This window comes from Phytoactinopolyspora alkaliphila (genome assembly GCF_010550695.1).
GTDB classification, from domain to species: Bacteria; Actinomycetota; Actinomycetes; order Jiangellales; family Jiangellaceae; genus Phytoactinopolyspora; species Phytoactinopolyspora alkaliphila.
The window spans coordinates 1-26,478 of sequence record NZ_JAAGOB010000001.1 but is presented as its reverse complement, the minus strand read 5'-3'; the positions used below and the strand labels follow the sequence as shown (position 1 = coordinate 26,478).

Genomic DNA, 26,478 nt, shown 5'->3' with positions numbered 1-26,478 from the left:
CGCTCATCACCTGCCGGCACCGGAGATCTCCTCGATGGCCGAGCGCCCGGGCCGGGAAGGCCGGGCCGGCGATGCCGCCAAGGCCGCGGAATCCGCGGTCGCCGCCGTGGCCGCGGTGTCCGGCTCGGCGCCATCCGGCGTGGCTTCGACGCCGGAACGGCTCGTCGTCCGCACCGTCACCGGGCTGACGAGCTCCTGCTGCGCGCTCAACAAGGCGTCGTAGTCATCCTGGCCGCCGAAGTTGATCACACCGTAGAAGTCCTGCAGGAAGGCGAGATCGACGGCGAACAACCCTTCGATCTCATGGGGCGTCACGAGCTCCAGCGAACCGAGCCGCTCCACCACGCGGGCCAGGACGAGCACCGTGAGGCGTGGATCGTCCGGTCCGTCGACCAAGGGGTCCCGCAGCGGCTCGAGCTCGTCGCGCGCGGTCGCCAGGCGCATGGTCCCCTGCTGGTGGACGGTGCCGTTGCCGTCCACGTAGCCGCGCGGCAACACGAAGTCGAAGCGAGTCTGCAAACTCATTTCACCCGCTCGAGACGCTCGATGACCAATGTGATCGTCTCCTTGACCGCCTCGCCGCCGTCCACGCTCAACTGGTCGGTGGAGATCTTGCTCGGCCAGCCGCTGAAGAAGTTGAAGCGCGCCACCTCCTCACGCGAGGAGTCGTAGAGCACGACGGATCCGTTCTTGCGCTTCGCGTCTCGCGCGTTGGCGCTCAGCCCGCCGGTGCGGATGTCCTCGAACCACTTCCACATCGGGTCGGAGGTCGAATCCAGCGGCGCTACTCGGGTCAGCTGCAAGTCAGGGGTCTCGACGGCTTGGCCGAGCGACTTGACCTGTTGTTTCATTCCGTCTGCGCCGCCTTGTGTCACCTTCATGACACCTACTTCGATGTCGAGACCGGAGACCGTCATCAGCGCGGTGATGACTTGACCGTCGATCTCGAGGAAAAAGTTCTGCGCGATGATCGGGTCGTTCTTGAACAGACCACTCGCCGCCATCGTGGCTCCTTAGGGTTTGGCGTAGGGGGAGATTCGAGGGACATGCCCGCTCAGGCGGCGCTTTGTTTCGTCTGGCTGATCCGGAACACGACGAACTCGGCCGGTTTGACCGGTGCCAGCCCCACTTCCACGATGAGCTTGCCCTGGTCGATCGACTCGGGAGGGTTGGTCTCGGCGTCGCACTTGACGTAGAACGCCTGACTCGCGCTCTGCCCGAACAATGCGCCGGCTTGCCACAATCCATGCAGGAATCCGGTGAGGGTGCGGCTGACGCCTTCCCACAGTTTCACGTCGTTGGGCTCGAAGACCGCCCACTGGGTTCCGTCCATGATGGTCGCCTCGACCATGTTGAACAGCCGCCGGACGTTGAGGTACTGCCAGTCGGTGTCCGACGACAGGGTTCGCGCGCCCCAGATGCGGATACCCCGCGTCCCGAACGCCCGGATACAGTTGACGCCCACCGGGTTGAGCATCGACTGCTCGTTCTGGGTGATGGGGCGTTCCACATCGAGCACCCCGCGGATGGTGTCGTTCGCCGGCGCCTTCCACACGCCTCGGGACTCGTCGGTGCGTGCCCATACCCCGGCCACGTGGCCGGACGGGGGCAACAGCACCTCGGCGTCGCCGTTGGTGCCGCCCGGGTTCTCCACCGAGATCCACGGGTAGTACAGCGCCGCGAACGGCGAGTCATACATCGCCTCCGCGGAACGCCACTCCTTGATCTGCTGCGGGTTCATCCCGGGCGGCGCGTCGAGGATCGCCATCCGGTTGGAGTGCTGTTCGCAATGGGCGATGAGCGCGGTCTGCACGGCTTTCCACAGGCCGAGATCCACCCGCCCGTCCTCGGCGGTGGCCGCGGTCACCAGGTCCGGGACGATGATCATGGTCACGTCGTCGGCGATGGCCAAGCCGTTGATGCCGGTCCGCGAGGCCTCTGAGCCGGCGAACTTCCGGCCGTTGACCGGCACCGGCCGCGGGGCCGCCTTCTCGAGGTTGTAGACGCCCGGTCTGAGCAGCTCGATTTGGGACGACAGGTCGGTCTCCGTGTCGAGCGCGACCCGGATCCTGACCCTGGTGGACGTCTCGTTGACGATGGTCGCGGCATCCCGCGGACCGCCGAGTGTCAGGTCGGTATAGCTTTCGACGACGTTGTCGCCTTCGAGCAGATCGATGGTGAACGGAGCCGGCCCGGCGTCTTCGTCGTCGACCGGGACTTCCTGCCCGCGGACGGCCACCGCCAACTCGGCGTCGGGAACCACACTCTCCACAACAAGCGGCAACCCGAGGGACCGGTCGGCCGCGGGCAACGCGATCATCGACGGCTCCCCGGCGGGCTCGGTGTTGGGAACCCGGACGACGTAGGCGAGAGCCCCACCGTTCTGGAAGTAGCCGTACACCGCGAGCGGCAGCTTCGCCCCGGCCACGAACCCGCCGTAGAGCTGCTCGAACTGGGTCCAGCTGGTCACCAACCGCGGCGCCAGTCCTTCCGGGTCGTGGGGATCATCCGCCGGGGCACGCTCGGTGAAGCCGACGAAGGCGGCGACAGCGGTCGGTACCGCCGTCAGCACCTTCTGCGAGGACGGGACCTCCTCGACATAAACTCCTGGCGCTGTGTAAGTGGGCACGACGACCTCTTTTCCGGAATGGGAATCGCCTTGCCGGAACACATCGATCCCGACAGGTTTTCAGAACCGTACAAGCAGCCGCGACATTCGCACCAGAGCAAGACGCCCGCGTGAAGTGATGTCATGCGCGTTCGCATGTTCGCCAATAGACATTCGAGGCAATCTCGGATGAGTAAGAATACGGCGGCCGCCACGATGGCGCCGGGGAGCATCGGTGCCCGATACGAGGCCCGCGTTCAGGCGCTGGCGTCAAGCACCGTTTCAGGCACCGAGGACGGTGCCGTTCCCCGGCTGCAACACGGTCACCATGCCACCGTATGCGCACGCGCACGTCGAGCTGACGGTCACGGCCGGAGTGCCACCGATCAGTGTTGCCGGCGCGCCCGGCGCCCATGCGGAAGTGGCCGGGACGCACGGCTGCGGAGTGAGAACACCGAGCGCAGCGGCGGTGGCACTGGCGACGGCCGGGTTCGCCAGGCTGGTACACATTCCGAACGGCCGAATGTTGAGCACGGGAACCGCGTCGGTCAGGCACGCGACCGGGCGGCCGCCGGCGAGCGTACGCCTGACCGGCAGGACGCCGAGCGCCGACGGCGCCGTGCCAAAAGAACACAGAAGCGTCGCCGAGTCGACCACCAAGGGAATTGCCATACCGCACTCCCAGCGTCGGCTATATACGAATCCTCACGTCGTCATCGCGCCGATCCACGCACCGTTTCCTCGAATTTCTCCCCGGTCGACGTCACGAAGCAGACTATTTCTGAATCTCCCGCTTCCCAGCCGCGGACCGACGGCAGAAGATAAGTGAAATACAATTCAGAATCCAGATAGTGAGTTCCGACGTAGTCGCCGAACTGCTCCACACAGGCGCCGTCGGCGAATCGACTCAGAACGTCTTCACCCGGATGCCCAGGCGGCTCCTGTCCGTCCGGGCTCTGGTATCCGACGACGGCGAACGCCTCCTGATCATGCGGAACATCGCAGGCGACCCGCTGCAACACCGACAGCTCCGCCTCCACCTCGTCTGGCGCCAGGAAGCACTGGCCCACCTCCACCTCAAGCACGCCGACAGCGCCGTCTTCTTCGTCCGGCCCGAACCAGCCGCACCCCGCGAGCGTCAGAGCCAGACTCGCCACCGCGACAACCCCGGCCGAGGTGTCACGACTCGTCCTAACGCCCAGACCCACGTGACGAGGCTAGATCGGCCGGCCGCGTCTCGACAGCCTTCGGCCACATGCGCGCGCGCATGGAAACGATTCGGCTGGCGGACTGGCGACTGATGTCCTGGAGGAAGCTAGGACTCGACGACCACGGGGATGATCATCGGGCGGCGCCGCAGCCGGCCGCCCACCCAGCGGCCGATGGTGCGGCGGATGGTCTGCTGCAGCTGGTAGGTGTCGGCGTTCCCGCCCTCTGCCGCCTGCTCGACCGCCTTGACCAGCTCCGGGCGGATGCCGTCGAAGACGCTGTCGTCCTCCGCGAAGCCCCGGGCGTGGATCTCCGGCCCGCCGGTGACCTTCCCGGTCACCGAGTCGACCACCACCACGACGGAGATGAACCCCTCCTCCCCGAGGATGCGGCGGTCCTTCAGCGACGCCTCCGCGACACCGCCCACGTTGGATCCGTCCACGTAGACGTACCCGCACGGCACGGAACCGACGATGCGGGCCACGCCCTCCGCGAGGTCGACGACAACGCCGTCCTCGGCGAGCACCACCTGCTTCTGCGGCACACCCGAGCTGACGGCGATCGCGGCGTTGGCCTGCAGGTGCCGCGCCTCGCCATGGATCGGCATCACGTTGGCGGGCTTGACCAGGTTGTACGCATAGAGAAGCTCGCCGGCCGACGCGTGCCCGGACGTGTGGACCTTCGCATTGCCCTTATGCACCACCGTGGCACCGGCTCGGGTGAGGCCGTTGATGACCCTCGACACGGCGTTCTCGTTTCCGGGGATCAGCGACGACGCCAGGATCACCACGTCGCCGTCCTCCACCGAGATGGCCGGATGGTCACGGTTGGCGATCCGCGACAGTGCCGCCATCGGCTCTCCCTGCGAACCGGTGGACATTAGCACGACCTGCTCCGGCGGGATGTCACCGATGCTCTTGAGGTCGATGAGAGTCTTGGGGGGCACCCGGAGGTAGCCGAGATCACGGGCGATGCCCATATTCCGGACCATCGAACGTCCGACGAAGGCCACCTTGCGCTTGTGTGCGGCGGCGACGTCGAGCACCTGCTGCACCCGATGCACGTGACTGGCGAACGACGCCACGATGATCCGCCGGGGCGCGGCGGAGAACGTGCGGTCGAGCACGGCGGAGATGTCGCGCTCATGGGGCGTGAAACCGGGCACCTCGGCGTTGGTGGAGTCGACCAGGAACAGGTCGACGCCCGCGTCACCGAGCCGGGCGAATCCGTTGAGGTCGGTCAGGCGGCCGTCGAGAGGCAGCTGGTCCATCTTGAAGTCGCCCGTGTGCAGCACCACTCCCGCGCTGGTGGTGATGGCCATCGCCAGGCCGTCGGGGATGGAGTGATTGACCGCGAGGAACTCGACCTCGAACGGGCCGAACCGCTCGGTCTGCCCTTCCTTGACCTCGAGCTGGTAGGACTCGATGCGGTGTTCCTTGAGCTTCGCCTCGATCAGCGCGAGGGTCAGCCGGGAGCCCACGATCGGGATGTCGGCCTTCTCACGCAGCAGGAACGGGACCGCGCCGATATGGTCCTCGTGCCCGTGGGTCAGCAGGATCGCCTCGATGTCGTCCAAGCGGTCCCTGATGTAGTCGAAGTCCGGGAGAATGAGATCGACGCCGGGCTGATGGTCCTCCGGGAAGAGCACGCCGCAGTCGACGATGAGCAACCGGCCGGAATGCTCGAAGACCGTCATGTTCCGGCCGACTTCGCCGAGACCTCCCAGCGGGATGATCCGCAGGGTGTCCGGCGCCAGCGCGGGCGGAACGGGGAGATCTGGATGCGGATGGCTCACAGGATCCCCGCCTCGGCGAGGTCGGCGCGCATCTGCGCGACCTGCTCGTCGGTGGCGGGGATGAGTGGCGAGCGCAATGCCCGGCTTGCGATGATTCCCAACTCCTGTACGGCCGCTTTGGCCATGATCGCTCCTTGTGTTCGGGTCATGATGGCGCGCACGGCCGGGATGAGCTGGCGGTGCAGGCGCAGTGCTCGGGGAAGGTCGCCGGAGTCGATGGCGCGGGTCATCTGCGAGTATTCGCGCGCTGCGACGTGGGAGACGACGCTGACCACACCTACGGCGCCGTGGGCCAGCAGCGCGAGGTTCAGCGCGTCGTCGCCGCTGTAATAGGCGAGCTGGGTACGGGCCATCACCTCGGACGAGGCGAAGACGTCGCCCTTGGCGTCCTTGACGGCGACGATCCGTTCGTGGTCGGCGAGCTTGACGAGAGTGTCCGTCGTTATCGGCACGCCCGACCGTCCCGGGATATCGTAGAGCATCACGGGAAGGTCGGTGGCGTCCGCCACGGACGTGAAGTGCCGGATCAGGCCTTCCTGCGGAGGCCGGCTGTAGAACGGCGTGACGACCAGAAGGCCGTGCGCGCCCGCCTTCTCGGCAGCCCTGGCCAGCTCGACCGTGTGATGGGTGTCGTAGGTGCCGACTCCAGCCACCACTGTGGCCCGGCCCTTGGCGACGTCGAGGACGGCTCGCAGGATCGCGTCCTTCTCCGCGTCTGTGGTGGTGGGGCTCTCGCCCGTGGTGCCACTGACCACCAGTCCGTCGCACCCGGTCTCGATCAGGTGCTCCGCGAGAGCCGCCGTGCCGTCGAGGTCGAGTCCGCCGTCGTCGTGCAGCGGGGTGATCATCGCGGTCAGCACGCGGCCGAACGGCGCCGACGCCGGTGCACCGGTGGTCGCCGCGGCGAGGGTGAAAAGCTCATCGGCCATGCACCGAAGGTTACCGAATAGGAGCGCCTTCACGACCTCGGCCGTCTCCGGTGCTAGATTGCCATTCGTGCGGCAGTACCTCGAACTCCTCGGCCACGTGCTTGACCAGGGCACCACGAAGGCGGACCGCACGGGCACCGGGACGCTCAGCGTCTTCGGGCACCAGATGCGCTTCGACCTCGAGGCCGGCTTTCCCGCCGTCACCACGAAGAAGCTGCACATGCGGTCCGTGATCACGGAGCTGCTGTGGTTCCTGCGGGGGGACACCAACGTCGCCTGGCTTCAGGAGCGCGGGGTGAGCATCTGGGACGAGTGGGCCGACGACGCCGGCGAGCTCGGCCCGGTCTACGGGCATCAGTGGCGCTCCTGGCCCACCCCCGACGGACGTTCCATCGACCAGATCGCGCAGGTGGTCGACGCCATCAAGACCAGCCCGGACTCGCGCCGGCACATCGTCAGTGCGTGGAACGTCGCCGAGATCGATCAGATGGCGCTGCCGCCATGTCACACGATGTTCCAGTTCTACGTCGCCGACGGACGGCTCTCGTGCCAGCTCTACCAGCGCTCGGCGGACATCTTCCTGGGCGTGCCGTTCAATATCGCCTCCTACGCCCTGCTCACGCTGATGGTCGCGCAGGTCTGCGATCTCCAGCCGGGAGATTTCGTCCACACCCTGGGTGACGCGCACATTTACCTCAACCACCTGGAGCAAGCCCGTACGCAGCTGCAACGTGAGCCACTTCCCCTGCCGACGATGCGCCTGAACCCGGAGCGGAAATCCATCGACGAGTTCGAGTACGAGGATTTCGAGCTGGTGGGATACCGCTCGCATCCGGCTATCAAGGCCCCGATCGCCGTATGAGCGGCGACGTGAGAAGTGAGCGTAGCGGTCGCCCGACGAAGGAGGGGCGCCCGCGCAGCGAACGCCGAACGGAGCGCGACCAACCGATATGAGCGGCGACGTGAGAAGTGAGCATAGCGGTCGCCCCGACGAAGGAGGGGCGACCGCTAAGCGAACGCCGAACGGAGCGCGACCAACCGATATGAGCGGAGCGCGACCAGACTCCACCGTCACAGTGATCGCCGCGGTCGCCCGTAACGGCGTCATCGGAGCCGATGGCGGCCTCCCGTGGAGCCTGCCCGGAGATCTGCCCCGGGTGAAGGCGCTGACCCTGGGGCATGTCCTGGTGATGGGCCGAAAGACGTTCGACTCCATCGGGCGACCGTTGCCTGGGCGCACCACGGTCGTGGTCACGAGGCAGCCGGGATGGTCGGCTGACGGGGTCGAGGTGGCGAGGTCCGTGCCCGAGGCCCTCGAGCTGGCATCGTCGATCGACCGGCACGTGTTCGTCTTCGGTGGCGCGGAGATTTACGCGCAGACTCTCGATGTCGCGGACCGGCTGGAGCTCACTGAAGTACATGCTGAGCCGGTGGGCGACACGCGTTTTCCTCCGGTCGACTGGGCGCGCTGGCGGGAGACTAGCCGCGAGCAGCGGGACGGCTTCGACTGGGCGACCTACGTGCGCTCCTGAACACGGCCATACTCCACATACCGCGGCCTGGCAAGATCTTGAACGCCTAAAACGATTGAGTTACGTTACCGTTGCGTCGGCTTCTCGACACTCACACCCCTCCGCCGGCGCGGGAGGTTGATGCCCGGTGAAACCCAAACCATCCCTTCGACGCTGGGGCGTCGCGATCGCCGCGACGACCGCCACCGCAGTCGGCACAGGCGCTTTTATCCAAGCCGTACACGCCGACCCCCCGCCGCCCACGATCGAGATCTGCTGCGTTGACGCCGACGTGCACGGGGCCGATCTGGTCAGCGAACACGGCGAGCATGTGACGCTGACGAACACCGGCACCGACACCGTGAGCGTCGGCGGGTTCTATCTCGTCGATGCGGCCAGCAACCGACTCGACATCGGATCCGGATACGTCATCCCACCCGGCGGTGAGCTGCGTGTCTACACCGGCCCGGGCACCAACGCGACCACCCGCTACTACAACGGCCGCACCTCCAACGTGCTCAACAACGACGGCGACACGCTGTGGCTGTATACGGCCGACGACGACCTCGTCCACCAGTACGAATACACCGGCACGTGGTAAGCCGCTCACCTATCTCCAGGTCCCAGTTCGATCGTGAAGTGGAGTCCACCGTGACCGAGAAGCGACCCTCCCCCACTAGACGTGCACTGACCCTGACCGCGGCCGCGACGCTGGCGCTCAGCTTTGTCAGCGCCGTTCCAGGCGCGCAGGCCGATCCCCTGACCGGTTTCATCAACGTCGGACACCGCGGCAGTTCCGGGTTGGCTCCGGAGAACACCATCGCCGGCCTCGAGCTCGCCGCCATGCATCAGCCCGACGTGGTCGAGGTCGACGTCCAGCTGTCTGCCGACGGCCAGCCGATCCTTTTCCACGACACCACTGGCGCACGCACCACCAACGTCGCCACCGTATTCCCCTCCCGCGCCAGCCATCCGATCACCACGTTCACCTACGCTGAGCTCCAGCAACTCGATGCCGGCTCCTGGTTCGGCCCGGCGTTCGCCGGTGAGAAGATCCCACTGCTGTCCGACGTCCTGGACGAGCTCTATCCCGACGTCGGCGTCGTCATCGAGATCAAGGAGCCCGCCTCGTCGCCGGGTATCGAGCAGGTCATCGCCGACGAGCTGGCCGCCGACCCCCGATGGGACGACCTCCTCGACGACGGCCTCCTGATGGCGACGTCGTTCGACGCGTCGTCGCTGCAGACGCTCCGGACGTTGCATCCCGACATCCCGCTGGGCCTCGTCGGCGCTATACCCTCGTCGAACACCACGCTGAACTCCATCGCCACCTGGGCCGACGAGATGGTGACCAATTACCGCCTGATGGACCCGGCCGACATCGCCCGGGTCAAGGCGGCCGGCATGCGCTTCGGCGTCTACACGGTCAACGACCCGGACCACATGGCCAACCTGCTCTCGCAGGGTGTGGACACCATCATGACCGACTTCCCCAAGGTCCTCGAGGACGTGCAGGCCAACGTCGACCCGCTGCCCGGCGCCAACGGAATCGAGATCGTGTGCGTCAACGCGGACGTGCCGGGCTCGGATCTGACAGCGAACTTCGGGGAGAACCTTGCCCTCCGCAACAACGGTTCGACCACCGTGAACGTCAGCGGTTACTACGTGCGCGACGCGGTGATCAACGAACTCGTCGTCGGCTCCGGATACAGTATCCCGCCCGGCGGGGAGCTGCGCATCTACACCGGCCCGGGCACCAACGCGTCCACCCGGTACTTCAACAACCTGGGCACTGCGGTGCTGAACAACAACGGTGACAGCCTGGCTCTGTATACGTCGACTGGCGAGCTGATCGATCTGTACGCCTACCGGGGCAACTGGTAGCCCACCGCGTACTCGCGGGCCTGCCCGGTCGCCGTCGCGATCGGGCAGGCCCGACCTTGTTTGTCCCACTGGTGTTGGCGTAACCGTTGCACAACGGCCATCCCCAGGTACTTGCCAACGCTTCTCAATCGTTTTAGTCTCCAGAAGGTTTCGCACTCCGAGGAAGGGCTTCCAATGATCAACAAAGGCGTTGTGACAGTCTCGCTCGCCGGCGCCGTCATGGTGATGACGGCATGCTCCGGAGGTGGTGGCGACGACATCGTGATCTCCTACAACACCCCGGACGAGTGGGCCAACTGGGGTGCGGTGCTCGAGGAGTTCACCTCGGCCACCGGCATCGCCGCGCCCAACGATCCGAAGAACTCCGGACAGACCCTCGCCGCGCTGGAGTCCGAGGCCGCCGCGCCGGCGGCCGACGTCGCCTACTACGGCATCGTGTTCGGCATGGAGGCACAGGCGAAGGGCCTCGTCGCTCCATTCGAAAGCGACGCGCTGAGCGAGATTCCCGACGATCTCAAGGCCGACGACGGCTCCTGGTTCACCGTGCACCAGGGCGCGATCGCGTTCCTCGTGAACACCGACGCCATCGGCGACGCTCCGGTTCCGCAGTGCTGGGAGGACTTGACCGACCCCGCGTACGCGAACATGGTCGGCTTCCTCGACCCGGCCAGCGCCGCGGTCGGCTACTCGGTCATGGCCGCGGTGAACTACGCGCTCGGCGGTGACGAGAACAGCTGGGATCCAGGAATCACGTGGGCCAGCACCATGCGGCAGCAGGGCCTGGCACTACCGACGCAGACCGCGACCAGCGCCGTGCAGCAGGGCGAGATCCCCATCCTGATCGACGCCGACTTCAACGGCTACAAGCTCGCCAACATCGACGACGCTCCCGTCGAGGTGGTGCTGCCGTGCGAGGGCACGCTGGCGGTGCCCTACGTGATGAGCCTCGTCGACGGCGGCCCGAACGAGGAGAACGGTCGCGAGCTCCTGGAGTTCGTCCTGTCCGACGAGGCGCAGCAGCTCTTCGCCGAGTACTACCTCCGTCCGGTCCGTGACGTGGAGGTCCCAGCCGACGTGGCCGAGGCGATGGTTCCGGCGGAGGAGTACGAAGAACGGGTGCAGGCACGCGATTTCAACGCTCTCAACAGCGCTATGGACGACTTCCTCGGCCGCTGGTCCGCCGAGGTCATGGGCTGACGCGGGAAGCAACCGTGAAGCCCCCGATGAGTGCCAGGTGAATATGCCTTCGTCGCGCCACACCAGCCCGCCGGTTCGCGGATTCGTCCGGCCGCCTTCGATGCTATGGGGCCTGCCCCTGCTCATCATGGTCAGCTGCCTGCTCCTCTGGCCCCTGGGAGTCATCGCGGTCCGGTCGATGCGATCCGACGACGGATTCACCCTCGGCCGCTACGGTGACGTGCTGACCAGCTCCAACTATCTGGAGTCTTTCCTCATCACCAGCGTCCTGGCGATCGGCTCGACGGTGATCGCGTTGTTGCTGTGCGTGCCTGCCGCGCTCTACCTGGAGCGCACGAGAACACGCACGTCTCGGGCGATCTCCGTGGGCCTGACGATTCCGTTGTCTTTGCCCGGCATCGTGATCGGTTTCTTCGTGATCCTGCTCTTCGGGACCACAGGACTGTTCCCCGTGACGGCCGACCAGCTGTTCGGCAGCCCGATCGGGCAGATCGCCTACACCTTCACCGGACTGCTGATCGGCTATCTGTACTTCAACATCCCGCGGGTGATCCTCGTGGTCCGGGGTGCCGTCGCCCAGGTTTCCACCGAGTCGATCGACGCGGCGCGCACGCTGGGTGCCTCCGCCGCCCATGTGTACGCCAGGGTCGTGTTGCCCGCCCTCCGGCCGGCGGTGGCCAGTGCGTCCGCGCTGAGTCTGGCGACCGCCTTCGGCGCCTTCGGGACGGCGGCCACGCTGTCACGAGGGTACCGGGTCGTCCCGCTGGACATCGCGGCGTCGTTCACCGAGCGGTTCGACCCGCAGCTCGCGGCCACACTCAGCGTCCTGCTCGCCCTCATCACCACCGGAATCCTGGTCGGCGTCAACAAGCTTGGGGAGGCGAAGCGCGCATGAGCACGGCTACCGCAATCGACGATGCCAATCGCCAGGGAGAGTCCGCGCCGGTCGCGCCGATCACCACGGGTCACCGTGACCCGATCCTGGCTGTCGGGAAAATCTGCGCCTGGGCGACGCTGATCATCTGCCTGCTACCGATCCCCGTAGTGTTCGCCGTCTCCACCACCCGCAGCTGGCGGGAGGGTTTCTGGGCCGGAGGGTTCACGCTGGACTGGCTGGTCCAGGGGTGGGAGCGGATCTCCGGAAACTTCTCCTACAGCTTGCAGATCGCCGCGATCGTCCTGGTGCTCAATGTGGCGATCGGCTACCCGGCGGCCTGGCTGCTCGCCCGGCGGCGGTTCCCCGGCCGGCAGGTAGCCATGGCGATCACGACGATGCCGATCGCCATTCCGGGCATCGCGCTGGCCTTGGGACTCATCCTGAGCTACCCGACACTGCGCCCCGGCGGATACCTCCTCGTCGCGGGACACCTCCTCTACACGGCACCGTTCTTCATCGGCACGCTGACTCCGGCACTCGCCGACGGGCGTGTGCGCGATGTAGAGCAGGTCGCGATGACCCTCGGGGCGGGTGCTTTTCGCCGTTGGCTCACCGTGACGGTGCCACAGACCCGGACCGCGTTGCTCGCCGCCACGATCATGGTTCTGACGTTGTCTTTGGGTGAGTTCAACGTGTCCTTCTTCCTGTTCACCCCGGTGGAGCAACCGCTACCCGTCGAGCTGTATTCGAGTTACATCACCAACAGGCTGGAGATCGCCGCCGCCAGCACCATGTGGTTCCTCGCCCTCGTGGTCCCGGCAGCCGTCGTTCTCGAGCTGGCTGGAGGAACGAAAGTGGGTCAAGCATGAGCGCCGACATCGGTAACCCCGCCTCGATCGTCTGCGAGAAGCTCGCCTTCCGCTACCCAGGGACCACGGCCAACGCCATCGACAACATCGACCTGGAGGTCGCCGCCGGTGACGTCGTCGCGCTGGTGGGTCCGTCGGGCTGCGGCAAGAGCACTCTCCTGCGGCTGGTGGCCGGGCTCCTCTCCCCTGGTGCGGGCCGGCTGCTGGTCGGTGGCCAGGACACGACGAGCATCAGCCCGGAGAAGCGCAACATCGGCTGGGTTCCTCAGTCGTACGCGCTCTTCGACCACCTATCGGTGGCCGCAAATGTCGAGTTCGGTCTGCGCGCCCGGAAGGTACCCAAGGACGAACGCGCGCCCCGTATCGCCGAGGCACTCAAACTCTGCCGCATCGAGCAGTTCGCGGATCGGCGGCCCCAGGATCTGTCCGGCGGGCAGCGCCAGCGGGTGGCCATCGCCCGCGCACTGGCCACGCGCCCGCGCGTACTCCTGCTGGACGAGCCGCTCGCCGCGCTCGATCCGCAGCTGCGCAAGGCTCTGCGCGCCGACCTCGCCACGCTGCTACGCGACAGCGGTGTGACGTCGCTGCTGGTGACGCACGACCAGTCCGAGGCTCTCGCGATGGCCAACCACGTGGCGGTCATGCGCACCGGCGTGATCGAGCAGTACGCGAGCCCGGAACGCCTCTGGCTGGAACCCGCCAACGCCTTCGTCGCCGAGTTCGTCGGCGCGGCCAGCGTCCTGCACGCCTCCGCACTCGACGATCGCCGGGTGGAGCTCGCGCCCGGCCTGGAAGGAGAGATCGACATCATCCCCGCGGGACCGAAGGTGGACGTCGCTGTGCGGCCCGCCGACCTGGTCGTGGACCTGCAGGGAATCCCCCTGCGGGTGACCGCGAAAGAATACGCCGGAGGAAGCTGGCTCTTGACTGGAGACCTGTTCGACGGCCAGGCCGTCTCCCTGATCACATCCCACACGGCCGAGATCGGCGACACCATCCGGGTCGCGGTCCGCCCCGGAACGCAGCTGTCGGCGGTGCGCTCGTGAACGCTGCTCTCACTGTCATCGGAGCACGGGCCGGCTCGCCGGGACCGAACGGCCCAGGTTCGGGTTACCTGCTCAGCATCGGCGCCACCGCCGTCCTGCTCGACAGCGGACCCGGGGTGCTCGCCGGCCTTCTGAACCACTGCAGCACCGATGAGCTGGACGCCGTCGTGATCAGCCACCAGCACGCCGACCACACGGCCGATCTCGTTCCCTTCGGTTACCACCGGTCGTTCCCCGAGCCGAAGCCGCCGCTGCCGCTGTACGGCCCGGAGGGGATCGCCGGCTACGTCGCCGCCCTCGACCAGGTCCACGGCATCCCGACGCTGGAACACATGAAAGCCCCCATCGCCACCTATCTACCGCTGACGGAGGTCAAACCGGGCGCGTCGATCACCGTGAACGACGTCGTCATCGACACGATCGCCGCGGCCCACCCGGTACCCGCGATCTCGATGGCCGTACCGAGCGTGGGCTTTGTCTACACCGCGGACACCGCGCTCACCGACGAGCTCGTCGAGCTGTCCCGCGGCGCACGGCTACTGCTGGCCGAAGCCACCTACCCCGAGCCCGAGGGTCACGACTTCGACGAGCACGGACACATGAGTGGGCACGAAGCCGGCCAGCTGGCCGCCCGGGCCGGTGTGGCCCATCTGGTGGTGACCCACATGTCCGACATCGAGGATGCCGAGCGGACCGTGCGCAATGCCGCTTCGCATTACGGTGGACCGATCTCGGTGGCCGTACCCGGGCAGCGTTACCGCCTGGGCTAGCGCCGCTCGCAGGTACCCTGCCTGTCCCTCTTGTCCGGGTCATGACGTCGTCGGCACCGGGCCGGTCGAGCCTCGTACCACGAGCTCGACCGGCTCCCGGTGGTCGGCCAATGTGCGATTGCTGAGGAGCCGGGCGAAGAGTGCGTGCCCCACCGCGCGGCGGTCGAGCCGGATGGTGGTGAGCGGCGGGTTCAGCAGAGCCGACGTGGGGAGGTCGTCATGCCCGATCACGGAGATGTCCTCACCTACCCGGCAGCCCGCGGTCCGCGCCGCCAGGTAGACCGCGTGCGCGGTGAAGTCGGAGTTGGTGATCACGGCGGTCGGCGGCGTGGAGGCGGACAAGAGCCCCAGCATGGTGTGGTACACCCCGTCGAGGGTCAGGGGCGTCTCCACGGGGAACGGCGTCAAGGCGTGCTGGTCGACCACCGCGGAGAACGCCCGCAGGCGATCGTCGTCGGCGACGACGTCGGACGGCGCGGTGAGAAACGCGATGCGCTGGTGCCCGAGGGCAGCCAGATGCTGCACAGCCAGGCGGACAGCCGACTCGTTGTCCGGCGAGACCCGGCTCACGCCGGACAACGACGGAGTGGAGGCGTTCAGCACCACGGTCGGCTTACCCGGGCACAGCTCCAGCCATCGCTCGATCGCGGAGCCGCCGCCCACCGGTGCGATCGCCAGGCCGGAAACGCGCTGGGCAGCGAGGCGTTCGATGTGCTCGCGCTCGCGCTTGCGGGAGTAGTCGGAGTCGACCATGAGCATCGTGAATCCACGGGCGCTCGCCGCCGCCTGAGCGCTTGACACGACGTCCACGAAAAACGGGTTCTGCAAGTTGCGGATGACCAGCGCCAGGGTGTTCGACTCGCCGGTGCGCAGCGCCTTGGCATGCGGGTGCGCCTGGTAACCCAGCTCGTCGGCGATCTCCAGGATCCGCGCCCGTGTCTCCGGAGCTACGCCGATGCGATCGTTCAGCGCAAGACTGATCAGGGCAGGAGAGACGCCCGCCGCCTTGGCCACATCTCGGATGGTGGGTCGCGCCAACGCTTACCCTCCGCTCTGGCACTAGACAGGATCGCCTCCGCAAGCCTACCTAACACGATTTAGTACGGCGCACGGCAGGCACACCACGCGCGGCATCCCGGTCAGGCGCTCCGTCATGGCCTGGCCACCTCCGCACTGACCATCTCCGCGCCGCCGAGGGCACGGGTCCGGGCGTCGGCCAGCTCGTGCATGATCTCAGCGTGCCAGCGAGGAGCGTCGTGACCGACCAGCCCGCGGGAGATCCGGTCGGACAGGAAGCAGAGCTCGGTCACGGCCGTCTGATACTGCCGGACAGCGTCGTCCGCACGGCGACCGCCCCTGGCTCGTGCTGCGCGTCTCCACCGGCGTCGCGCCCGCATCGAGGCCAGCCACGGCACCTCGCCCCGGCCGATCCATCCGGCGGCGGCGAACTCGGCAGGTGCTCGGCGACGATCCGGCGTTCGCGGCGGCGCTGCCACAACGCCAGCACCGCGAGCGCGACGAAGAGAGGGACCATGACCATCACATACATGGAGTAGAAGGCGCTGCCGTCGTTCCAGACGGCAGCCGCGTTCCATATCGCGTGCACGGTGACCGCCATGGCGTAACCGGCCAGCGGAAGGACCAGGGCGGGAATCATGCCACGTCGGCGACAGCGACTCCGACGGCCAGTCCGATGAAGACGGTGAAGAGAGGATGCGCGAAGGGCGACACCACCCCGCGCAACACGAACGTGAACCAGCCGTCGTAATAGTCGATCTCGAAGGCGCGGCCGAGGTAGAACACGTTCTCGACGAAGGCGAACCCAGCGGCGGTCATGCCCGCGTAGACCACGCCGTCCACTACACCGTCCAGCTGCCGGCGATTGAACCAGAGCAAGCCGACCAGGAACAGCCCTTTGAGGGCTTCCTCCACCAAGGGCGCGGAGACTACGGCCGAGGCCGCCGGACCGTAGGTCACTCCGACGGCCGAGTTGACGAGAAGCGCCCCAAGAGTGGCCACTCCGGCGCCCCACAGAAAGGCGAACAGCAGCGTGCGGCCCGGCTCCGGCTCCCAGCGATCGAGCCAGAGGAATGTGCCGGCGAGCAGGATCACCGGGACCAGCGCCAGGAAGCCGGCGGCCACCGCGACGTTCACCGAGAGTTCGTTCACGGCCATCCCGACGACCGCGATGCCGCACACCGAGGCGAGGACGATGCCGAGAATCGGCCAGAACACCCATCGCCGCTGCTGACGGGAGAACGGCTCATGGACACGCTGGTCCGCCGACACGACCACGTCTCGCCTCCCATCCGGCTCGTCCGCCGACCATATCGTCACAACTGTGTGCCACCGGAGCAACGAACATCCTAGATGACCTATTTGTCCACTTTCTCCGCGCAGGGAGCAAGATCACGTCCAGCGAGCCACTCCAGGCCCGGCCGTTGATGCGACCTCGTCCTTTCGCGCGGGCAACTCGTCCGTTCGGACGATGCGACGCTCTGTTACGGAATGCGACATTCCGTGGCATAGTGATCACCGGGGCGGAGGGGAAAGTCTTCCCAGGGTGACCACGGACTCGACCTTCGCTGGTGCGCGCACTGCGAAGGAGGCGTCTGTGACAACCGATGGCGGGCAACGTGGGCTTCCTCTTCCACCGGAACGGGATTTCGATCTCGATGAGGCGGAGACGTTCTTCCAACAACGCGCGGCGGAGGATCCGTCAGCGCCCGATCCGTTCGTCCGGCTGGCGGCCGCGGTCCGCGAGCACGCCGAGCGAGGGGCATTCAGTCACACCACCGCCGAGCTCGAGTTCGGGGCCCGCGTCGCGTGGCGCAACGCCAACCGCTGCATGGGCCGTCTCTACTGGCGCAGCCTGGTGGTCCGTGACCGCCGGCACGTACGCCGCCCGGACGCCGTGGCCAACGAATGCGTCGAACACCTCCGGCTGGCCACGAACGGCGGACGTATCCGCCCGGTCATCACCATCTTCGGCGCGGACGAGCCGGGGCGGAGCGCGCCGCGGATCCGCAACGAGCAGCTGGTCCGCTACGCCGGCCACCGCAAGGGTGCCGCTATCGTCGGTGACCCACGATACGAAGCGTTCACCAGCTGGGCCGAGAGCCTCGGCTGGTCCGGCAAGGGATCGTCGTTCGACGTCCTTCCGCTGGTGATCGAGACCGCAGGCGACGGCATCACGGTCTTCGACATCCCCGAGGACGCGGTTCTCGAGGTCGAGCTCAGCCACCCGGAGCTGCCGTGGTTCGCCGAGCTCGGACTCAGATGGCACGCGGTGCCCGCGATCTCCTCGATGCCCCTGCGCATCGGCGGGATTACTTACGCAACGGCGCCGTTCAACGGCTGGTATCTGGGCACTGAGATCGGGTCGCGCAATCTCGTGGACCCGGACCGGTACGACATGCTCCGGCTGGTGGGCCGCCGGCTCGGCCTCGACGTCACCGACGACCGGAGCCTGTGGAAGGACCGCGCCCTGGTGGAGATCAACCGAGCGGTACTCGCCTCCTTTGACGAGGCCGGGGTGAAGATCGCCGACCACCACGCCGAGTCGGAGCGCTTCATGGCCTTCGTGACGAAAGAGCGCAAGGCAGGACGAGTCCCCACGGCCGAGTGGTCGTGGGTGGTGCCGCCGATGTCAGGTGCGACGCTGCCCGTCTATCACGACTACTACGACGAGTCGGTGCACCTGCCCGGGTTCCTCGCCGCCGAGCCGTGGGAGCCGCCCACCACCGACTGGGGCAACGGCTGCCCCCACCGGAGGACCGCGGCATCCGACACCGCCGCCTGACGCGGGGCCCTTCTTGGCGACCCTTTGCAATGCGCACAGATACGCATCGGCCCTCTAGCGTTGGTGATGCCTACGTGTGCGCACTTCAGGCGTAGGTGCGTATCTGTGCGCATTGCAAAGGACGACGAACTACCCGGTCAACCACTCGGGCATCGCTGTCCCTAGGGTGTTGTATGTGACCGATCAACCTGTGGCCGACAAGAGTGTCCGAATCGCCTGGGCCGCCGATGCCGAAGCGATCGGGCAGGTGCAGGCCAGGGCGTGGATGCGGTCCTACGCCGAGCTGCTCCCCCAGGCTCTTCTCAATCAGATCGACGCCACCACCTTCGCCGAGACGTGGCGTCACGCCGTCATGCGCCCTCCGACCGCCCGGCATCGCGTGCTGGTGGCCCTGGGCCACGGCCGGGTGTCCGGTTTCGCGGCCACCGCGCCGTCGGAGGACCCCGACGCGGGTCCCGACGACGGCGAGGTCGTCGCCTTCCACGTCGATCCCGATGCGCGCGGCGAAGGACACGGATCCCGTCTGGTGACGGCCGCCGTCGACACGCTGAGAGCGGACGGGTTCATGCGCGCGCGGGTGTGGCTCGTCGTCGGAGACGATGACCTGCGCGGCTTCCTGGAGTCCGCCGGCTGGGCGCCGGACAGCGCCCACCGCACCCTCGACCTCACCGGCGACGGCGCCGCCACGCTCCGCCAGATCCGCCTGCACGCAGACATCTCCCCCTGATCGTCAAGCCGGGAGACCAACGCGGTCCAGGTACGCGCGTCCGCGCGGCGACAGTCGGTAGCCGACCTCCAGGCTCTCGGTCAGGCCGAGGCTCTTCAGCTTGCGCACGTCGAGCTTGAAGGGAGTACGCTCCCTTCCGGCCATCTCGGCCAGGTCGCCAGCCCGGCGCGCCGGATGCGCGGCGATCAGCTGAAGCGTCTGACGAGTCCACGCGCCGTACGCCGACGCACGATCGAGCCGGTCCAGCCGCCGGCTGATCTCCGCGACGTCGCCGTCGTCCAGGTCGGCGTCGGCGGCGAGCGCGGCCCGCGGATCGGGCTTCGTGGACGGCCGGAACTCGATTCGATAGGTGTCCCGGCTCGCGTCGCCCCGGAGGTCATCCACCAGGCTCACGGCGTCCGGATAGCCTGCCGCCCTGGCGTCGTCGTCGGTGATCGCCATCAAATCCACCACATCCACGGCGACGACGTCAATGATGGTGCCGGCCGCCCGGTAGGAACGGCCGGCCAGCACCTGCGGCCGCAGCCAGCGGCGAAAGGTCACGGTGATCGAACCGTCGGCGACGCCAACCCAGAACCGTTTCTCGAACAGCACGCCTCAGCATAGCGCCGGGGCCACTGCACCGGGACCGTCCGCTCGGGCATGCCGCCGCAGCCGTCAGCCGAGGCTGAATGGCTATAGCCGGCCCTGACTGTCGCGGTACAGGGTGAACGCGGTCCGGGCGGCCTCCCGAGCACGGCCCCGGTCGCCGGCGTCGTCGTAAGCCAGCGAGAGGCGGAACCAGGTGCGCCACTCCTCCGGTGCGGCCTCCGTCTCCGCTTGCCGCCGAGCGAACAAGGCGTCGGCGGCATCGCGTTCAGCCCGGCCGCTCGGCCGGCGCGGAAGCTCGTCGGCCGGAAGCCCTCCCTCGGCCTCGAGGATCCGCGCCAGGGTCTGCATACGCCAGCCGAACAGTACGGAACGCCACAGGACCCAGGCGCCCACAACGGTGACCACAACGACGGCCACGCCGATACCCACGGCCACCGCGGAGTCCGTGCGCAGCAGCAACAACCCACGCCACCCGATGAGGATCAGGAACGCCGCCGCCAGGACGGTCATGCCGACGGCCCACGCGCGATCCCGGCCCGGCCGCTGCCGGTGTCCCCCGGCTCCGTTGCCCGCCTCGTGGCTCACAGGTCGAGGTAGTGCTCGAGGCCGACGGTCAGCCCGGGATGACGACCGACCTCGCGCACCCCGATGAGGACACCGGGCATGAACGAGACCCGGTCGAACGAATCGTGCCGGATCGTCAGCGTCTCTCCCACCGAGCCCAGCAGGACCTCCTCGTGCGCGACGAGGCCTCGCAGGCGCACCGCGTGAACCGGAACACCGTCCACCTCCGCCCCGCGGGCACCCGCGAGACCGCTCGCGGTCGCGTCCGGAGCCGGAGCGACCCCGGCCTCGCGGCGTGAGGCCGCGACCAGCTCAGCGGTACGAACCGCCGTGCCGCTGGGAGCGTCGACTTTGTCCGGGTGGTGCAGCTCAACGATCTCCACGGACTCGTAGAAGCGCGCTGCCTCGGCCGCGAACTTCATGGTCAGCACGGCGCCCAGCGCGAAGTTCGGAGCGATCAGCGCCCCGGTACCAGGGTTCGCGTCCAGCACGCCTCGTACGGTGGCGAGCCGATCATCATCCCATCCCGTGGTTCCGACGACGACGTCGATCCCACGGCCGACGCAGTGCAGGACATTGTCCAGAGTCGCATCCGGGACCGTGAAGTCGACCGCCACGTGTGCCCCGCCGAGATCGCCCAGCTCGTCGCCCACGTCGAAGCCGCCCGCCAGCTCAAGGTCCTCGGCGGCCTCGACCGCCCGGCACACCTCGCTGCCCATCCGCCCTGCCGCGCCGATCACGGCGACCCGAATACTCATGCCTCTAGTCTCGCCGACGGTGGGCGGACCCGGCTCGCCGGGGCGCGCGGTCGCAGGTGGCGTCAATCCGCGGTGATCCGCATGGCCGTCACTCCCACGTCGTCGTAGTTGAAGACGAAGCGGCTCGATCCGTGGAAGTGGTTGCTCGACCAGTCACCGTCCATGGTGACCTCGCCAGGGCCGGCCTGCACGGCGGTGGGTGTGATGGTGCCTTTGGCGCCGACGAACTCACGATCGCTCCAGAGCCGGATCTGCTCGCGGCCGACGGCGACCCGGCCCCAGTCCTCCACCAGGCCCCCGCCGCTGAACCCGTCGAGGAAGGCATCCGTGTCGCCGGCGTTGACCGCGTCGATGAATCGCTGGACTGGCGCGGGAAGCTGTGGTGTCATGAGATCCTCACTGGTGGTTCGCGGGGTCTTGCCAGTGAGCCAGCCTAGGCTCCCCTGCCCGCGCTGTCGCCCGATACGAGAGAATCCCCCGGTGTTCAACATCGTGTTCTACGAGCCACGGATTCCGCCCAACACCGGAAACGCCATCCGGATGGTGGCCGCCACCGGGGCGCACCTCCACCTGATCGAGCCATTGGGCTTCGATCTCGACGACGCCAAGCTGCGCCGGGCGGGCTTGGACTACCACGACCTGGCGAACGTCACCGTGCACGCGAGCCTCGCCGCGGCATGGGCGGTGTTGCTGCCGGCTGCGGTGTACGCGTTCACGGCCGACGGCGACGTCTCCTACACCGACGTCGACTACGCCCAGGGCGATGTCCTGCTGTTCGGTCCCGAGCCCACGGGGTTGCCCGACGACGTGCTCCGCGACGCCGCGGTGACGGCCAGCGTGCGTATCCCGATGCTGGAAGGCCGCCGCTCGCTCAACCTCTCGAACTCCGCCGCGGTGGCCGCGTACGAGGCATGGCGCCAGCACGGCTTCGCACCTCCCCCGCCCCCGTGATCGGGGTGGCGAGTCAGGCGAGGGCGGCCTCGAATCGCGACGCGTCGTCGAAGGGTCCGACGACGGCCAGCGCGGGCGCGGCGGACAGCATACTCGCGGCGAGGTCCCGGACATCGTCCATGGTCACCGCGTCGATCCGGGCAAGCAGCTCGTCGATGCTGGGCAGCTCGTCGTACACCAGCTCGGCCTTGGCCAGCCGGCTCATCCGCGCGCTGGTGTCCTCCAGGCCCAGCACCAGGCCACCGCGGGCCTGTCCCTTGCCGTTGCGGAGCTCGTCCTCGGTGATGCCGGACGCCGCGACGTCGGCGAGGATCGAACGCGTCAGGTCGAGAACCTGGTCGACCTTCTTCGGCTGGCATCCGACATACACACCGAACAAGCCGGTCGGAGCGTGCTGAGCCGCGAAGGAGAACACCGAGTACGCCAGCCCGCGTGATTCCCGGATCTCCTGGAACAGCCGGGAGGACATGCCTCCGCCGAGGGCCGCGTTGAGGACCCCCAGGGCGAAGCGGCGATCGTCGTTACGGTTCATGCCGGGTATGCCCAGCAGGAGATTCGCTTGCTCGGTGGGCCGCTCAAGCAGCGACACACCGGTGCGCACCTCCGGCGGCACGCCGCCGATACGGGGCCGAGCAGGTGCGGCATCGGTGGCCAGGAAGCCGTTCACCGCGAACGCATCCAGCACGAGCTTGACCACGGCGTCGTGTTCCAGGTTGCCGGCCGCGGAGACCACGATGTTCGGCGCCCGGTAATGCTGCCGGTAGTAGTCGTGAATGGTGTGGCGCGGCATGTTCGCGATGCCGTCCACCGTGCCGAGAATCGGCCGCCCGAGCGGGGCGTCGCCCCACATCCGCCCGGCGATCAGGTCGTGGACCGCGTCGGTGGGGTCGTCGTCGCGCATCGCGATCTCTTCGAGCACGACGTCGCGCTCGCTGTCCACCTCCGCCTGCTCGATCAGCGACGAGGTCAGCATGTCGGCGACCACGTCGACGGCCAGCGGCAGATCGGTGTCCAGGACCCTGGCGTAGTAGCAGGTGAACTCCTTGGCGGTGAACGCGTTGATGTCACCCCCGACGGACTCGACGGCCGACGAGATCTCCAGCGCGCTACGTTTCGGCGTGCCTTTGAACAGCAAATGCTCCAGGTAGTGCGTGGAACCTGCCTGCTCAGGAGCCTCGTCGACCGAGCCGACGCCCACCCAGACGCCGATGGCCACCGAGCGGACGGTGGGTACGGCTTCGGTCACCACGCGCAAGCCGCCGGGGAGGACACTGCGGCGCACCAAGGCGCCGGTGTCCTCCCCCAGCAGCGTGCTGGTCTCGACGCGTGTCACTCGGCGTCCGCGACCGCTTCCGACGGCGCCTCGGCGCTGGCTTCCTCCTCGACCACCGGCGACAGGGACAGCTTGCCGCGGTCGTCGATCTCGCTGATCTCCACCTGCAGCTTCTGGCCCACGGAGACGACGTCGTCGACGTTCTCGACCCGCTTGCCGCCGGCCAGCGCGCGCAGCTTGGAGATGTGCACCAGCCCATCCTTACCAGGCAGCAAGGACACGAACGCGCCGAAGCTCGTCGTCTTCACGATGGTGCCCAGGTAGCGCTCGCCGACCTCCGGCATGGTCGGGTTGGCGATGTCGTTGATCGCCTTGCGGGCCGCCTCGGCGGCCGGGCCGCCCTCGGCACCGATGAAGATGGTGCCGTCGTCCTCGATGGCGATCTCCGCACCGGTGTCGTCCTGGATCTGGTTGATGATCTTGCCCTTGGGGCCGATCACCGCACCGATCTGGTCGACCGGAATCTTGATGGTGATGATCCGCGGCGCGTAGGGGCTCATCTCGTCCGGCTCCGAGATCGCCGCCGCCATCACGTCCAGAATGGTCAGCCGGGCATCGCGCGCCTGGCTCAGCGCACCCACCAGGACGGACGCCGGGATGCCGGCGAGCTTGGTGTCCAGCTGAAGCGCGGTGATGAACTCGCGGGTACCGGCGACCTTGAAGTCCATGTCACCGAAGGCATCCTCGGCACCCAGGATGTCCGTCAGCGTGACGTACCGGGTCTCCCCCTCGACCTCACCGGAGATGAGGCCCATGGCGATACCCGCCACCGGCGCCCGCAGTGGCACGCCGGCGTTGAGCAGCGACATGGTCGACGCACACACCGAGCCCATGGAGGTGGAGCCGTTGGACCCGAGCGCCTCGGATACCTGCCGGATGGCGTACGGGAACTCCTCGCGGGAGGGCAGCACCGGCAGGAGCGCCCGCTCGGCCAGAGCTCCGTGCCCGATCTCGCGCCTCTTGGGCGTGCCCACCCGGCCGGTCTCACCGGTCGAGTAGGGCGGGAAGTTGTAGTTGTGCATGTACCGCTTGGACTTCTCCGGGGAGAGCGTGTCCAGCTTCTGCTCCAAGCTCAGCATGTTCAGCGTGCTGACGCCGAGGATCTGCGTCTCGCCACGCTCGAACACCGCGGAACCGTGCGCCCGCGGGATGGTGCCGACCTCGGTGGAAAGGCTCCGGATGTCGGTGAGCCCGCGGCCGTCGATGCGGACCTCGTCGCGCAGCACCCGATCCCGGACGACGGACTTGGTCAGCGACCGGAACGCCGCGCTGATCTCCTTGTCCCGATCCGGGAACCGGTCGGCGAGCGAGGCCTTGACCTCGGCTTTGATGTCGTCCAGGCGCGCCTCACGCTCCGCCTTCGACACGATGGTGAGCGCCTCGGCGAGCTGAGAGCGCGAGGCTGTGTCGACCGCCTCGTACAGGTCATCGGTGTAGTCGAGGAAGACGGGGAAGTCCGCGGTCGGCTTCGCCGCCTGCTTGGCGAGGTCCTGCTGAGCGGTGACCAGAGCGGTGATGAACGGCTTCGACGCCTCCAGCCCGGCGGCGACGACCTCCTCCGTCGGAGCGGTCCGGCCTTCCTGGACCAGCCGATACGTCTCCGCGGTGGCCTCGGCCTCGACCATCATGATGGCGACATCGCCATCAGGCAGCACGCGACCGGCGACCACCATGTCGAACACGGCGTCGGACAGCTGCGAGTGGTGCGGGAAGGCGACCCACTGGTCCTCGATCAAGGCCACCCGGACGGCACCGATGGGGCCCGAGAACGGCAAGCCGGCCAGCTGGGTGGACGCCGACGCGGCGTTGATGGCCACGACGTCGTACATGTGGTCCGGATGCAGCGACATCACGGTGATGACGACCTGGACCTCGTTGCGCAGTCCATGCGCGAACGTGGGGCGAAGCGGGCGGTCAGTGAGCCGGCAGGTGAGGATCGCCTCCTCGCTGGGCCGGCCCTCGCGGCGGAAGAACGAGCCGGGGATCCGTCCCGCGGCGTACATGCGCTCTTCCACGTCCACCGTGAGGGGGAAGAAGTCGAGGTGTTCCTTCGGCTGCTTCGAGGCTGTGGTCGCCGAGAGCAGCATGGTCTCGTCGTCGAGATACGCGGCGACCGAACCGGCCGCCAAGCGGGCCAGCTGGCCGCTCTCGAAACGAACAGTGCGAGTGCCGAAGCGACCGTTGTCGATCACGGCTTCGGCGGAGTGAATCTGGGGACCCGTCACGGGCCATCCTCCTGTTGGTCGCGGATTGCCAGACGGGTTCAGGTCGGTCCGCGTCACTTCGCCGGTCTTCGATGGAGGCGCCCGGGACTACTCAAGCCCGAGGGCCACAACCGAGGACCGGCTCCTGCGTTTCCTGGGTCCTTCCGGAACCGGCAACCCTGTGTGTTCCTGTTGTATTCAGTTGTGGCCGGATACGGCAAAGGAGCGGCTCCCGTAGCGGGAGACCGCTCCCTGACGCATCGGCTTATCGCCGCAGGCCGAGCTTCTCGATCAGCGCCCGGTAGCGGGAGATGTCGGTCTTGCTCAAATAGTTGAGCAGCCGGCGCCGCTGGCCGACCAGCAACAGCAGCCCACGGCGGCTGTGGTGGTCATGCTTGTGCGCCTTCATGTGTTCTGTCAGATGGTTGATCCGGTGGGTCAGCAACGCCACCTGCACCTCGGGCGAGCCGGTGTCGCCTTCGGCACGCGCATGCTCAGAGATGATCTTCTGCTTGGTCGCAGTGTCAGTCGACACGTGACTCCCTCTCGTACAGTTGTTGCGCGGCGCCACCGGGCACATCCACCGGAGCTCTCTTTGTCCGCGGCCGTTCTGACGGCAGGGCCAAGGGTACCAGCGAGGTGCTGTCCAGGACGAATCGCTGCGCGCCAACCACCTGCCCCTGGCCAAATGATCATGTTAACTATGTTTTCTCGTGCTTCACCAGGCTCGGGTTCATGTGGTGAACGCAACACCCTGTGTTTCGGAGGTGTTGCAGGATGGGGCGTCCGCGGATTCCGGTGCAGGTGCGGCGTGAGTTTTGGCGGTTGATTCGCGGTGGGAGCACGATTTCTG

At 67.5% G+C, this 26,478-nt stretch carries 30 protein-coding genes; 12 read left to right on the top strand and 18 right to left on the bottom strand.

The genetic code is table 11. From position 1 onward, the window contains the following. Positions 1-6: 6 nt before the first annotated feature. From G1H11_RS00150 to dapA, 7 genes are all read right to left on the bottom strand, one after another. Positions 7-525, bottom strand: coding sequence for a hypothetical protein (locus G1H11_RS00150; RefSeq protein ID WP_163814940.1), 519 nt, complete (start codon positions 523-525; stop codon positions 7-9). Further along, entirely contained in the window at positions 522-1,004 is a 483-nt protein-coding gene (locus tag G1H11_RS00145; protein WP_163814938.1) for a phage tail protein, read from the bottom strand. Before G1H11_RS00145 ends, G1H11_RS00150 begins: the two co-directional genes overlap by 4 nt. Before the next feature lie 50 nt (positions 1,005-1,054). Beyond that, on the bottom strand, positions 1,055-2,629 hold the full coding sequence (locus G1H11_RS26735) for a phage tail sheath subtilisin-like domain-containing protein (RefSeq protein WP_163814936.1): 1,575 nt from the start codon (positions 2,627-2,629) through the stop codon (positions 1,055-1,057). A gap of 261 nt (positions 2,630-2,890) precedes the next feature. Next, positions 2,891-3,280: a DUF4280 domain-containing protein gene (locus G1H11_RS00135; protein ID WP_163814934.1), complete on the bottom strand. Its 390-nt coding sequence runs from the start codon at positions 3,278-3,280 to the stop codon at positions 2,891-2,893. A gap of 41 nt (positions 3,281-3,321) precedes the next feature. Continuing rightward, on the bottom strand, positions 3,322-3,765 hold the full coding sequence (locus G1H11_RS00130; RefSeq protein ID WP_163814932.1) for a septum formation family protein: 444 nt from the start codon (positions 3,763-3,765) through the stop codon (positions 3,322-3,324). 158 nt (positions 3,766-3,923) lie between these two features. After that, entirely contained in the window at positions 3,924-5,612 is a 1,689-nt protein-coding gene (locus tag G1H11_RS00125) for an RNase J family beta-CASP ribonuclease (protein WP_163814930.1), read from the bottom strand. After that, positions 5,609-6,541 carry a 4-hydroxy-tetrahydrodipicolinate synthase gene (gene dapA / locus G1H11_RS00120; protein ID WP_163814928.1) on the bottom strand — a complete coding sequence of 311 codons (933 nt, stop codon included), beginning with the start codon at positions 6,539-6,541 and terminating at the stop codon, positions 5,609-5,611. Before dapA ends, G1H11_RS00125 begins: the two co-directional genes overlap by 4 nt. 67 nt (positions 6,542-6,608) lie before the next feature. Here dapA and G1H11_RS00115 point away from each other — a divergent pair, with 67 nt between their 5' ends. The 9 genes from G1H11_RS00115 to G1H11_RS00075 all read left to right on the top strand — a co-directional run bounded on the left by G1H11_RS00115 (position 6,609) and on the right by G1H11_RS00075 (position 14,695). Beyond that, positions 6,609-7,403, top strand: a complete 795-nt coding sequence (locus G1H11_RS00115; protein ID WP_163814927.1) for a thymidylate synthase — start codon at positions 6,609-6,611, stop codon at positions 7,401-7,403. Between the two features lie 181 nt (positions 7,404-7,584). Next, a complete protein-coding gene (locus tag G1H11_RS00110; protein WP_163814924.1) occupies positions 7,585-8,073 on the top strand; it encodes a dihydrofolate reductase in 489 nt (162 codons plus the stop codon). A gap of 127 nt (positions 8,074-8,200) precedes the next feature. Beyond that, entirely contained in the window at positions 8,201-8,653 is a 453-nt protein-coding gene (locus tag G1H11_RS25385) for a lamin tail domain-containing protein (protein WP_163814922.1), read from the top strand. Between the two features lie 50 nt (positions 8,654-8,703). Beyond that, entirely contained in the window at positions 8,704-9,936 is a 1,233-nt protein-coding gene (locus G1H11_RS00100) for a glycerophosphodiester phosphodiesterase family protein (RefSeq protein ID WP_163814920.1), read from the top strand. Between the two features lie 174 nt (positions 9,937-10,110). Then, on the top strand, positions 10,111-11,133 hold the full coding sequence (locus G1H11_RS00095) for an extracellular solute-binding protein (RefSeq protein WP_163814918.1): 1,023 nt from the start codon (positions 10,111-10,113) through the stop codon (positions 11,131-11,133). Between the two features lie 43 nt (positions 11,134-11,176). Beyond that, on the top strand, positions 11,177-12,028 hold the full coding sequence (locus G1H11_RS00090; protein ID WP_246210763.1) for an ABC transporter permease: 852 nt from the start codon (positions 11,177-11,179) through the stop codon (positions 12,026-12,028). Further along, positions 12,025-12,879: an ABC transporter permease gene (locus G1H11_RS00085; protein ID WP_163814916.1), complete on the top strand. Its 855-nt coding sequence runs from the start codon at positions 12,025-12,027 to the stop codon at positions 12,877-12,879. The genes G1H11_RS00090 and G1H11_RS00085 overlap by 4 nt, the downstream gene beginning before the upstream one ends. Continuing rightward, positions 12,876-13,925 (top strand): ABC transporter ATP-binding protein, encoded by a 1,050-nt coding sequence (locus G1H11_RS00080; protein ID WP_163814914.1) that lies wholly within the window; start codon positions 12,876-12,878, stop codon positions 13,923-13,925. Before G1H11_RS00085 ends, G1H11_RS00080 begins: the two co-directional genes overlap by 4 nt. Further along, the gene (locus tag G1H11_RS00075; RefSeq protein ID WP_163814912.1) at positions 13,922-14,695 is read left to right on the top strand and encodes an MBL fold metallo-hydrolase; all 774 of its coding nucleotides are present in this window, start codon (positions 13,922-13,924) and stop codon (positions 14,693-14,695) included. Before G1H11_RS00080 ends, G1H11_RS00075 begins: the two co-directional genes overlap by 4 nt. A gap of 39 nt (positions 14,696-14,734) precedes the next feature. Here G1H11_RS00075 and G1H11_RS00070 read toward each other — a convergent pair whose 3' ends face one another. The 4 genes from G1H11_RS00070 to G1H11_RS26220 all read right to left on the bottom strand — a co-directional run bounded on the left by G1H11_RS00070 (position 14,735) and on the right by G1H11_RS26220 (position 16,990). Further along, a complete protein-coding gene (locus tag G1H11_RS00070) occupies positions 14,735-15,709 on the bottom strand; it encodes a substrate-binding domain-containing protein (protein ID WP_163815833.1) in 975 nt (324 codons plus the stop codon). A gap of 137 nt (positions 15,710-15,846) precedes the next feature. After that, on the bottom strand, positions 15,847-16,005 hold the full coding sequence (locus tag G1H11_RS00065) for a hypothetical protein (protein ID WP_163814910.1): 159 nt from the start codon (positions 16,003-16,005) through the stop codon (positions 15,847-15,849). Further along, the gene (locus G1H11_RS26225; protein WP_163814908.1) at positions 16,002-16,352 is read right to left on the bottom strand and encodes a PrsW family intramembrane metalloprotease; all 351 of its coding nucleotides are present in this window, start codon (positions 16,350-16,352) and stop codon (positions 16,002-16,004) included. Before G1H11_RS26225 ends, G1H11_RS00065 begins: the two co-directional genes overlap by 4 nt. Beyond that, positions 16,349-16,990, bottom strand: a complete 642-nt coding sequence (locus tag G1H11_RS26220) for a PrsW family glutamic-type intramembrane protease (protein WP_163814906.1) — start codon at positions 16,988-16,990, stop codon at positions 16,349-16,351. The genes G1H11_RS26225 and G1H11_RS26220 overlap by 4 nt, the downstream gene beginning before the upstream one ends. A gap of 319 nt (positions 16,991-17,309) precedes the next feature. Between G1H11_RS26220 and G1H11_RS00050 the strand changes: the two genes are divergently transcribed. Both G1H11_RS00050 and G1H11_RS00045 read left to right on the top strand, forming a co-directional pair. Then, a complete protein-coding gene (locus G1H11_RS00050) occupies positions 17,310-18,497 on the top strand; it encodes a nitric oxide synthase oxygenase (protein WP_216843287.1) in 1,188 nt (395 codons plus the stop codon). Between the two features lie 175 nt (positions 18,498-18,672). After that, positions 18,673-19,224, top strand: a complete 552-nt coding sequence (locus tag G1H11_RS00045) for a GNAT family N-acetyltransferase (RefSeq protein WP_216843286.1) — start codon at positions 18,673-18,675, stop codon at positions 19,222-19,224. Between the two features lie 3 nt (positions 19,225-19,227). Here the strand turns inward: G1H11_RS00045 and G1H11_RS00040 are convergent, their stop codons facing one another. The 4 genes from G1H11_RS00040 to G1H11_RS00025 form a co-directional block, all read right to left on the bottom strand. Further along, positions 19,228-19,818, bottom strand: coding sequence for an ASCH domain-containing protein (locus G1H11_RS00040; RefSeq protein WP_163814902.1), 591 nt, complete (start codon positions 19,816-19,818; stop codon positions 19,228-19,230). 81 nt (positions 19,819-19,899) lie between these two features. Then, positions 19,900-20,400, bottom strand: coding sequence for a hypothetical protein (locus G1H11_RS00035; protein WP_216843285.1), 501 nt, complete (start codon positions 20,398-20,400; stop codon positions 19,900-19,902). Continuing rightward, a complete protein-coding gene (gene dapB, locus G1H11_RS00030; protein WP_163814901.1) occupies positions 20,397-21,137 on the bottom strand; it encodes a 4-hydroxy-tetrahydrodipicolinate reductase in 741 nt (246 codons plus the stop codon). The genes G1H11_RS00035 and dapB overlap by 4 nt, the downstream gene beginning before the upstream one ends. A 62-nt stretch (positions 21,138-21,199) precedes the next feature. Then, on the bottom strand, positions 21,200-21,526 hold the full coding sequence (locus G1H11_RS00025; RefSeq protein ID WP_163814899.1) for a nuclear transport factor 2 family protein: 327 nt from the start codon (positions 21,524-21,526) through the stop codon (positions 21,200-21,202). Between the two features lie 91 nt (positions 21,527-21,617). Between G1H11_RS00025 and G1H11_RS00020 the strand changes: the two genes are divergently transcribed. After that, positions 21,618-22,088 (top strand): TrmH family RNA methyltransferase, encoded by a 471-nt coding sequence (locus G1H11_RS00020; RefSeq protein ID WP_163814897.1) that lies wholly within the window; start codon positions 21,618-21,620, stop codon positions 22,086-22,088. Between the two features lie 13 nt (positions 22,089-22,101). Here the strand turns inward: G1H11_RS00020 and G1H11_RS00015 are convergent, their stop codons facing one another. From G1H11_RS00015 to rpsO, 3 genes are all read right to left on the bottom strand, one after another. Next, positions 22,102-23,421, bottom strand: a complete 1,320-nt coding sequence (locus G1H11_RS00015; RefSeq protein ID WP_163814895.1) for an insulinase family protein — start codon at positions 23,419-23,421, stop codon at positions 22,102-22,104. Further along, positions 23,418-25,646, bottom strand: coding sequence for a polyribonucleotide nucleotidyltransferase (locus tag G1H11_RS00010; protein WP_343074778.1), 2,229 nt, complete (start codon positions 25,644-25,646; stop codon positions 23,418-23,420). Before G1H11_RS00010 ends, G1H11_RS00015 begins: the two co-directional genes overlap by 4 nt. Positions 25,647-25,890: 244 nt before the next feature. After that, complete coding sequence (rpsO, locus tag G1H11_RS00005; RefSeq protein ID WP_174257271.1) at positions 25,891-26,205, bottom strand: 30S ribosomal protein S15; 315 nt, start codon at positions 26,203-26,205, stop codon at positions 25,891-25,893. Positions 26,206-26,478 lie beyond the last annotated feature (273 nt).